At 47.0% G+C, this 8,714-nt stretch carries 9 protein-coding genes and 2 pseudogenes; 1 reads left to right on the top strand and 10 read right to left on the bottom strand.

The genetic code is table 11. The features are described 5' to 3' along the window. Positions 1 to 79: 79 nt before the first annotated feature. Positions 80 to 163: pseudogene (locus HW443_RS13950) on the top strand (3-isopropylmalate dehydratase); the annotation flags it as partial. Between the two features lie 47 nt (positions 164 to 210). Here HW443_RS13950 and HW443_RS07960 read toward each other — a convergent pair. The 10 genes and pseudogenes from HW443_RS07960 to mntA (HW443_RS08005) form a co-directional block, all read right to left on the bottom strand. Next, positions 211 to 1,338: pseudogene (locus tag HW443_RS07960) on the bottom strand (3-isopropylmalate dehydratase large subunit); the annotation flags it as partial. Further along, positions 1,338 to 2,477: a homocitrate synthase gene (gene nifV / locus HW443_RS07965; protein WP_176238045.1), complete on the bottom strand. Its 1,140-nt coding sequence runs from the start codon at positions 2,475 to 2,477 to the stop codon at positions 1,338 to 1,340. The pseudogene HW443_RS07960 and the gene nifV, both read right to left, overlap by 1 nt. Positions 2,478 to 2,774: 297 nt before the next feature. Then, on the bottom strand, positions 2,775 to 3,662 hold the full coding sequence (locus HW443_RS07970) for a HEPN domain-containing protein (protein ID WP_176226343.1): 888 nt from the start codon (positions 3,660 to 3,662) through the stop codon (positions 2,775 to 2,777). A 130-nt stretch (positions 3,663 to 3,792) separates the two neighbouring features. Further along, positions 3,793 to 4,209 carry a type VII toxin-antitoxin system MntA family adenylyltransferase antitoxin gene (gene mntA, locus HW443_RS07975; protein ID WP_176233127.1) on the bottom strand — a complete coding sequence of 139 codons (417 nt, stop codon included), beginning with the start codon at positions 4,207 to 4,209 and terminating at the stop codon, positions 3,793 to 3,795. A gap of 26 nt (positions 4,210 to 4,235) precedes the next feature. Further along, positions 4,236 to 4,691, bottom strand: coding sequence for a ribonuclease toxin HepT-like protein (locus HW443_RS07980; protein WP_176233128.1), 456 nt, complete (start codon positions 4,689 to 4,691; stop codon positions 4,236 to 4,238). Next, positions 4,673 to 5,029, bottom strand: coding sequence for a nucleotidyltransferase family protein (locus HW443_RS07985; RefSeq protein ID WP_176227025.1), 357 nt, complete (start codon positions 5,027 to 5,029; stop codon positions 4,673 to 4,675). The genes HW443_RS07980 and HW443_RS07985 overlap by 19 nt, the downstream gene beginning before the upstream one ends. 760 nt (positions 5,030 to 5,789) lie before the next feature. Next, positions 5,790 to 6,383, bottom strand: a complete 594-nt coding sequence (locus HW443_RS07990; protein ID WP_176229549.1) for a WapI family immunity protein — start codon at positions 6,381 to 6,383, stop codon at positions 5,790 to 5,792. Then, complete coding sequence (locus tag HW443_RS07995) at positions 6,364 to 7,563, bottom strand: hypothetical protein (RefSeq protein ID WP_176238044.1); 1,200 nt, start codon at positions 7,561 to 7,563, stop codon at positions 6,364 to 6,366. Before HW443_RS07995 ends, HW443_RS07990 begins: the two co-directional genes overlap by 20 nt. A gap of 183 nt (positions 7,564 to 7,746) precedes the next feature. Further along, on the bottom strand, positions 7,747 to 8,172 hold the full coding sequence (gene hepT / locus HW443_RS08000) for a type VII toxin-antitoxin system HepT family RNase toxin (RefSeq protein WP_258188320.1): 426 nt from the start codon (positions 8,170 to 8,172) through the stop codon (positions 7,747 to 7,749). Further along, positions 8,169 to 8,591: a type VII toxin-antitoxin system MntA family adenylyltransferase antitoxin gene (gene mntA, locus HW443_RS08005; RefSeq protein ID WP_176229551.1), complete on the bottom strand. Its 423-nt coding sequence runs from the start codon at positions 8,589 to 8,591 to the stop codon at positions 8,169 to 8,171. Before mntA (HW443_RS08005) ends, hepT begins: the two co-directional genes overlap by 4 nt. Positions 8,592 to 8,714 lie beyond the last annotated feature (123 nt).

Raw genomic sequence — 8,714 nt, forward strand, 5'->3', positions numbered from 1 at the left:
AGCGTGGGGTGTGGAGGGAGGGGTCCGACGTTTGAGGGGGGGTCTGGTGCCTCATTTGAGGGAGGGGATAGGTCCTGGGGTGTTCCTGGGTGCAGGTGAGAATTTTGGTTGGTGGTCCTCCCGGGAGCAAGCCCCCCTGGTCTTTCGTGAGGCCGGGCTGGGAGCGGTTATAGCTAAATCCTTCGCCCCCATCTTTTTTCGAAATTCTATAAACACCGGACTTCCGGTCATTGAGGGTATCCCGGCATGGGTACCCACGCAGGGACCACAGCCAGGAGCCACTAGCGCTGCCCCGGCCGTTATTAGAATCTCTATTATACCTTTTGATATAGCCTCTAGCAAGACGTATCTCGAGGCAGGCACTACAATAAACCTCACCTCAGGATAGACCTTTCTGTCTTTGAGAATTGCCGCCGCGACCTCCAGATCTTCCAGCCTCCCGTTAGTACAGGTGCCCAGCACAGCCTGATCTATCCTCACTACTGCTACCTCATCCACAGCCACCACTCTATCTACCTGGTGAGGTTTTGCCACTTGAGGAGAGAGCTGGGTGACATCCAGCTCCATAGTCTGAAGGTAATAAGCATCTGGATCTGGGGCAATGACCCTGGGAGTTCTAGGACAACGCTCTGTTACCCATTGCAGAGCCCTCTCGTCAGCCTCGAAGATACCTGCTTTGGCTCCCATCTCTACTACCATGTTAGCTATGGTAAAGCGAGCTTCTATGGATAGATCAGCGACTAACTGGCCACTGAATTCCACCGCCCGGCAAGTGGCACCATCAGCCGTAAATTTGCCAATCAGGTGGAGAATGAGGTCCTTGGCGTATACTCCCGGGGGTAACTTTCCTCTCAAAATGATCCGAATGGACTCTGGAACCTTGAACCAGAGCTTACCCGTCATCATGGCGGCAGCCAGGTCGGTGGATCCTACACCGGTAGAGAAAAGATTCAGTGCCCCGTAGGTACAGGTATGTGAATCAGCTCCAATGACCAAATCGCCACAGGTGATGTGACCCCTCTCTGGAACGAGCTGATGGCAGATACCCTCTCCCACATCGTAGAGAAAGACCCCCTGTTCTGCAGCAAACTTCCGCATCAGAGCGTGAAGGTTAGAAACACTCTCCAGAGGACTGGGGGAATTGTGATCGATAACCAGGGCCATCTTTTGAGGATCGAAGACCCTCTGGGCGCCCATCTTTTCAAAGGAGCTGATAGCCAGAGGAGCAGTGCCATCCTGAGCCATCAGAAAGTCAAGGTCACAGACTACTATCTCTCCTGCCCGGACCTCCCTTTGGCAGTGATCGGAAAGGATCTTCTCCGCTATGGTCCTGCCCACTATTCCAACTTCCCTTCTTTAAAATCTTCATAAATATAGACCAGCTCCTTATCAAAAAGAGCTCTTTTCAGTTGGATAGCCGTGGCCCGGACATGTCTGAGAATTACCTCTGCTTCCTCCTCCGAGAGTTCTATTCCATACTCTCGGAATTTGGCCAGAATGGAAGCCTTCCCAGAGTACTTTCCGATGACCAGTTGACGCTGTAGCCCCACCTCTTCGGGAGAGAAAGCCTCATAGTTAAGGGGATTCTTCAGAACTCCATCGGCATGAATGCCCGACTCATGGGCAAAAACGTTGACTCCCACGATGGCTTTCCATACTGGGATAGTCCTGCCCGAGGCCTGGGCTACATACTCAGAGAGCTCCCGCAGCTTTTCCGTTTTGATACCCAGATCCAGTCGGCCAATGTGCTTCATGGCCATAACCACTTCCTCCAGAGCTGCGTTGCCCGCTCTCTCGCCTAACCCCACCACAGTGGTATTGATATAGGAAGCTCCGGCCTTGGCTCCAGCCAGGGCGTTGGCTGTAGCCATCCCGAAGTCATTGTGGGTATGCATCTCAATATCTATATTTACTCGCTCCTTCAAATATCGGACTATCTGATAGGTCCGGAAGGGATCCAGGATCCCCAAAGTGTCACAAAATCTCAGCCGATCCGCCCCATGTTCTTTGGCTACCAGAGCGAACTCCTCCAAAAACTCCAGGTCAGCTCGGGAAGCATCCTCGGCATTGACCGAGACGTAGAGGTTGTGCTCTTTGGCAAAATCGACGTACCTTTTAATGCTTTCCAGAACCCACTGCCTGTCCTTGCGCAGCTTATGCTCTATGTGAATGTCGGAGGCCGAGATGGAGATGGCCACGGCATCCACCCCACAGTCCAGAGAATGCTGGATATCTGAGGTGACGGCCCGGTTCCAGGCCAGGATGCTGGATCTGAGACCCATCTTTACAATATCCGAAATGGTCTTCTTTTCATCACCACCCATAGCTGGGATACCAACCTCGATCTGATGCACACCAATTTCATCCAGAAGGCGGGCTATCCTCTTCTTTTCATTATTAGCAAAGACGACTCCCGCGGTCTGCTCCCCATCCCGTAGGGTGGTATCATCTATTTTGATATCGTGCTGAATAGCCACGTCTAGTAAGGAGAGATCCTCAAGCTTGAAAGGAGACAGTTTAAACACTCCCTTGAAAATAACCTAATTTTCATGCGACGTGGTGCGCGGCGGTGCATGGGCGATTCCTTTTGAAATGAATATGATTTAGATTTGAAGGCTATTGTAAGGGAAAACAGGGGGTTGTGCAATAGGTAGGTAGGCGCTCAACTGGCTGGACAAGCTTACCGCCTTTATCAGTGATGATTACCCGACTGAGCTGAACCCTTCTTTGAGAATGAGGGTACTTGCTCTACGAATACCTTCGAGCGCTTCTATCTATGCACCAGAAAACCAATCGTCCACAAACCTTCTTGCTATAGACAATACCTTATCTGCCTTTTGCAGGGCCTTGTCGGCATCTTCCTTTTCGTATTCCTCAAATGGCAACCACAGACTATCCTCTATTATGCCAGGGTACCTGCCGAGACTTACCTCTGGCTCCATGCCCTCAGATATCTCAGCCGCCTCAAGAATATCTTGTCTCCACTTTTCAGGAAAATCTTCCTTCTCTGCAAGTCCTGTAAGCACCTCACCAACAAAATGAGTCTTCTGGAAAACCCCCATGGCTATGAGAACGGATTTGATACATTTTTCTACTGCTTGCTGAAAGTGATAGACAGCCTTATCATAAAAGGCATCCTCCGCTAGCTTCTTCCCAATAGTCAAATCCCTCTCGCCATCTTTAAGCATAGCCAGGGAAAAGTCTTTATTGCTTACCTTTGACAAAAAGGTGGCACGGCCCGGTTGAACAGGAAAAGCCCATCCATCCTTGAGCTTCTTGATCCCCTTGTGCCTGATATACTCCCTTGTTTCAGCCATAAGGCTTTCGACGAAGCTATCCTTATCAAAAATAATTACTCCCTCTTCTGCTATATCAAGGAAAAGAGGGTTGTGGTTTTCAAAGTTGGAGAGAACCTCGCCCTTGGTAAGTAAAAGTATATCAAGAGGTAATGCAGGAAGCGTTTTCTTTATAAGGACTATCTCCTCTCCCCTTCTGTGACGCTTGGGATTAATTCCCTCGGCAACAATAAGTATGTCAAAATCGGAATATGAAGTGACCCTATCCTTCACCCTTGAACCAAAGGCTACTCCACTAATGATCTTAAAGGGTAGGGGAGCCTTTTTTAAAGCGACCCCTATCTCTTTAACAAAATCTTTATCCATTAGATATTCTCCTGTTTGAAACTAGAGTCATGAAGATTGAAGCCCTCTCGCTGCTATTTTTTTCAGAGTCAGTTCTGCGTGTCTAAGTTCTCCGCAATGATATCGAGCTTGCTCTGTACGTCTTCTTTCCTCATAGGATACCGCACCTCCTCAGCCGACCCCGGGTGTGGAATTGATCGATCAGCTTTAAGGTAGGCTGGAAGTCTAAGTAGGCTTGAATGACCTTTTGCGTGAACCGGATGCGGTACTTTGGGTTAGCATCATATATCAACCGTCCCGTCCGAAGAACGGCATACTGCAGGGGTAGTCGTTGGCGGTTGAGGGCAATGAGATCGACTTCCGGCATGTTGAGTTGTTTCTGGAGTTCATAGGCGAGCAGGAGTTCGATTCGCAGAAGGTCTACGGCCGAGGGGGTTCGCTCCTCCTCTACCAAAATGGCTATGTCCAGATCGCTTAAGGGGCCCTCCTGGCTGCGGACTGTGGAGCCGAATTGGTAGGCCGCCGCAATGAAAGGATAGACCCTAAAGAGATGGATAATCTCTTCCATATTAATCTTCTTCATCACCTTGTTATTTAAATGAAACTATCCAGAAAAGTTTTAATATCCTGGCGATAGAGTTCTCTTAAAGTGATTGCGTCTTCTAGTACTATTTTAACCTTTCTTTCATCCAGTTCATAAGAGTAAGCGTGTCTGAAAAAATGCCTGAAGGACCTGAGGTTATCCAGCAGTACATAACTTTTCTGCGAAAGTAATGATGGCCTAACACCTTCGATAGGCATGGTCATTCGTTTCAAGAGTTCCAGGTGATACTGACTCTTGTCTTGTATGTGATTTTCAAAAGTGTTTGCTATAATCTTGAACAAGTCTTTAAAGGCACAGTAAAGGTTATGTAACTGATATGCTACACTTTCAATCCCTGTCTTTCCTCTCTTCCGCTTTCGCTCCTCAAGTTTGGCGTATATCCTCTCAATCTCCCCAATTTGAACCTGGGTCTCTGCCCTCAATATGGCTAAACTTTCCTTGTCCATTTTAGCCCTTCCCTTTTTACCCTGGCTTCCAGTCTATGCCCTTCCAGTTGAATGACGTCCACCTCCACGCCAATCTCTCTTGAAATAAAAGACATGGCTTTAAAAAAATCTTCGTCTCTTAACCCCACAAAGCCTATATCCACATCAGAACCTTTTGAGAACCTCTGAGTTTTCACAATCGAACCAAAAAGGTACGCCTCTTCAAAAAGGATCTCCTGGGCCAATCTGGCTATGGCGGCGAAAACCTTTTTGATCAACTGTATGCGCCGACCTTCCCGCTCTGCCCTTTCCCGCTCAAGAACACCATCCAGCAATTGCGTTGAAAACCCGGGGCCCATATCCTACTAATCCCCCTCCCCATCTTTGAGCATGGCCACTGAAAAGTCCCTATTGCTTACCTTTGACAAAGGCGTGGCAACACCTTGTTGAACGGGAAAAGCCCATCCGTCCTTGAGCTTTTTTATCCCCTTGTGCCTGATGTACTCCCTTGTTTCAGCCATTAAATTATAACAGAATTTCAGCAAACCAGGTTCCGTCATCCAATTTTTTGTATTCCGCCTTTTCCAAGGCTATATTACCCATCTCTATAAGCCGATTGAGATTGTGAGTATGCTTGCCGAACTCTAAGCACCGCCGGCAACGTGGGCACCCTAGACACCCTCAACCGGGGCGAGATCTGGATGGGGCCCGTCTGGGTAGACATGTTCCACACCTTCATGCTGGAAGGAAAGCTGGATCCCAGGGTTCGTCTGACGATACTCGAGCCTGGCCTGCCTGGCCAGCCCATGTATTTCGTCATCCCCAAGAATGCCAGAAACCCCGAATGGGCCATGAAGTGGGTGGAATACGCCACCATCCCCGAGGTGCAGGGCAAGATCATCATGGGGCGCTACAACTGGTATCCGGACATTGACGGCAAGTTTGTGCAGGACATCGCGCCACCAGCGGCCTTCGAGCGCCTGTACAAGGACATCTCCCCCGAGATTCTGTCCAAGTACAGACAGTCATTCCCTATCGTCGATACTGTTTCTCTGGCATCTCCCACTCCTCTAAATAGTGGTCGGAGACACGGAGCCATGACGCTGTGTGGATTTTTGGCTATGTTTGCTCTTTGCTTTTGTATGAACCGAGTGCATCCAGCTCTCCTTGCAATTGGGAAGCGAACCGTTCAATATCCTGTGCGTCAGAGAAGAAATACAAGCCCGGCCCATAACCACCATAAATGTGGCTTACCTGATTTGGATAGTCAATCCATACACTCACATCAAACAGATCAGCTAGTTCAGTTGACTGGTTCGTGGCACCGGTTGGCATCTCTGCCCGAATTTCAGCTGCCGATGAAATCATAACCGATGCATCACTTTCACTAAGCCTGCAAATGGCCAACCCAAAGTCAGGCTCAATGGGATCAAATGCCATCTTATCTGTTTCACCACATGCCAACTGCCGAAGATGCTGGATCAACCATTCTAAATCTTCTAGAATCAATGTGGTATCTTTTTCGCTCTGATATATGAGGCGATCACCGGCTCGCAGTGCCATACGGCACTCAATCCACAAAGTGTATGGCTCACCCGAAGGCACCGTTTTGACCTCTGAATTTTTGCCTTCTTCAGATTCGTAGCGCTCCCAGCGTAAGAGATTAAGATCAAACGCACATGGATACCCGTTGTTATGGGTCAAAGTAGCCATCTAAAGACCCTCTAATCTTTTTGTACCGAGACACAGCCTCCCTGAATCTCTGCTCACATTCCTTTACTGTCTTGCCCTGGTAAACAATATCTTCCTCTACTCCTTCAATCTTGCCTAGTAGTCTATCAGATTCGACATCAGGCACAAGAGAACCATAAAACCCCTTATAGTAGAAAACCCTTTTCTTATCTTTCCTTGATTCTATAAGACCCGCCATTCTTTTATCTTCCTCTTCGTCCAATTCTTTCATGACTGTCTCCATAGAAACAGCACCCATCTTCTCTGACTCTATATCTGTTTCCTTTAACTTTTTAATCAGTCCAGAGCCTCTTGCCTGTTCAGGAGATATCATTTTCACTCCAAATTCATAACCCCTGTCCCGTAGCCACTTTCCCACAGCTTGACAGACCACTTCATCAGAAAATGGCTCTTCTGCTATAACTACCCAATCTGGCTGTTGGCTTTCCTTCTCGCCATCCACTTCCAACTGCTTTTCGCTTACCACTGTCCAGGTCCAATTTAAGTGGCATCGTTCATTTATTTCATCCTGATAAACATCAACCGACCATCTCTCTTCTCCCGCACTTACTTCTTCAGGGTAATAGACATCAAGAACTTGGTGCCCCGCTTCCCAGAGCTCATCTAATGCCTTAATCATCTTCTTGTAGGTCATAAACCTTTCAACGGATTCCACGGGATTTAGAGCACCCTTAAGATGTCTCGAATTCCAGATGAACCAAATTCCCTTTGTAGCGAGATCATCTTCTGGTCTTTCATGCAGCCTTTCACCATACCATTCACGGAGATCATTCAAGAACCTTCTATATGAATTTTTCTCTTTCTGCTCATTCATGTACCTCCGATAAAGGTCGTGATACCATAAGACAAGCTTTTCTAGATTCAAATCATTCAAAAGCTTCTTTGCTTCTTCCAGGGTATCAACTATTCCGAGAAGAATACCTCTGCCTACAACAATATAAATACTCTTTCCAATATGCTTTGAACAAGTGTCACAGAACAGCTCATCCTTTATAATCCGAATCTCTTCAGCATGAGAAGGGCAATCTTTCACCCGATAATTTTCCAGTACGTTCTCAAATTCCTTAACCTGGATAGAATCAATCTTTCCGTGACATAGTGGACATGTATACGCTTTGTCAAAGCAGACTGTATCAAACATCCCCATGTGGTGTAACTCCTCTCTGTATCTTCATATTAATACTACGCCCCCCTCTTCTGCTATTCTTCTGTCAAACTCTCTGCACCTCTGAACAGTTCCTTAAAAAGCTCCAGGGCGGGAGCAGACATAGTAAGGGTTCCGATGGAGATGATGTCAGCTTCTGTCTCTGCGGCCCATGTGTTATCAGGTGATTTTATTTAGATAATCAATGATATATTTAGAGAACTTTTCAAAATCCCCCAGATCCTTTTGAAGATGTCTATGCACTTCCGCTAAATCTATCTTTGCATACTCATGAACCAGGATATTCCTGAAACCAGCCACGGGTGAGAAGTGGAATGCAAATTCATCTGGTATGATTCCAACCTCACCCAGTATATCTATACTTTCCTTGTATTCCTCAGGTTTTCTAAGGCTCAGCTCCGAAATCATAATCTCAGCAACGTCTATCACACATTCGGCAGAAAGATGCAGGTACCTCTCCACAGCACCTCTCAAGGTAGGATCTCTTTTCAGATCCTCTATTGTGCGGCTCTGGTAACCCTTCAGATAACCCACATATTCTTTTAGGTTCTCTAGTTTTCTGCTCACCTTTTCTTTCAGAGTCATGGGGATTGAAGTCCTCTCGCTGCTATTCTCTCCAGAGCAAGTTCTGCGTGTCTTTTATCATAGTATCTCCTGTCCAGATACTTAGATAGTATTTCTGTCTCCACATCAACTTTGGTGGATTGACCACGGCAAAGTACCAACTCTCCGCCCTTTATAATTTCGAAGGAAAGCTGCACAGGCGTATCGTTCAATATGACCAGGTCAACTCTTCTACCCATGATGGATGATAATTCATTGGACAACCTGAGTCTCAGGTCAAAACGCCCTGATTTGTCGATGCCTTTGTCGATAAACACAGCAATATCTACATCACTCAGAGGACCTGCTTTACTTTTTGCCTCAGAGCCAAAAAGATAAGCCATTATAACCGGGTATTTGCTAAGGTAATCCGCAAGTCTTTTAAGATCAGGTTCATTCATGCATTAAATTATAACAGAATTTCAGCAGACCAAGTCCCGTCATCCAATTTTTTGTATTCCGCCTGATCCAGACTAAGAATTAAGAAGATAATCTTAGGGGCAGGAATTTTTTCTTTTGCTTAC

It is taken from the genome of Candidatus Hakubella thermalkaliphila (genome assembly GCF_013281975.1).
Lineage (GTDB): Bacteria > Actinomycetota > Humimicrobiia > Hakubellales > Hakubellaceae > Hakubella > Hakubella thermalkaliphila.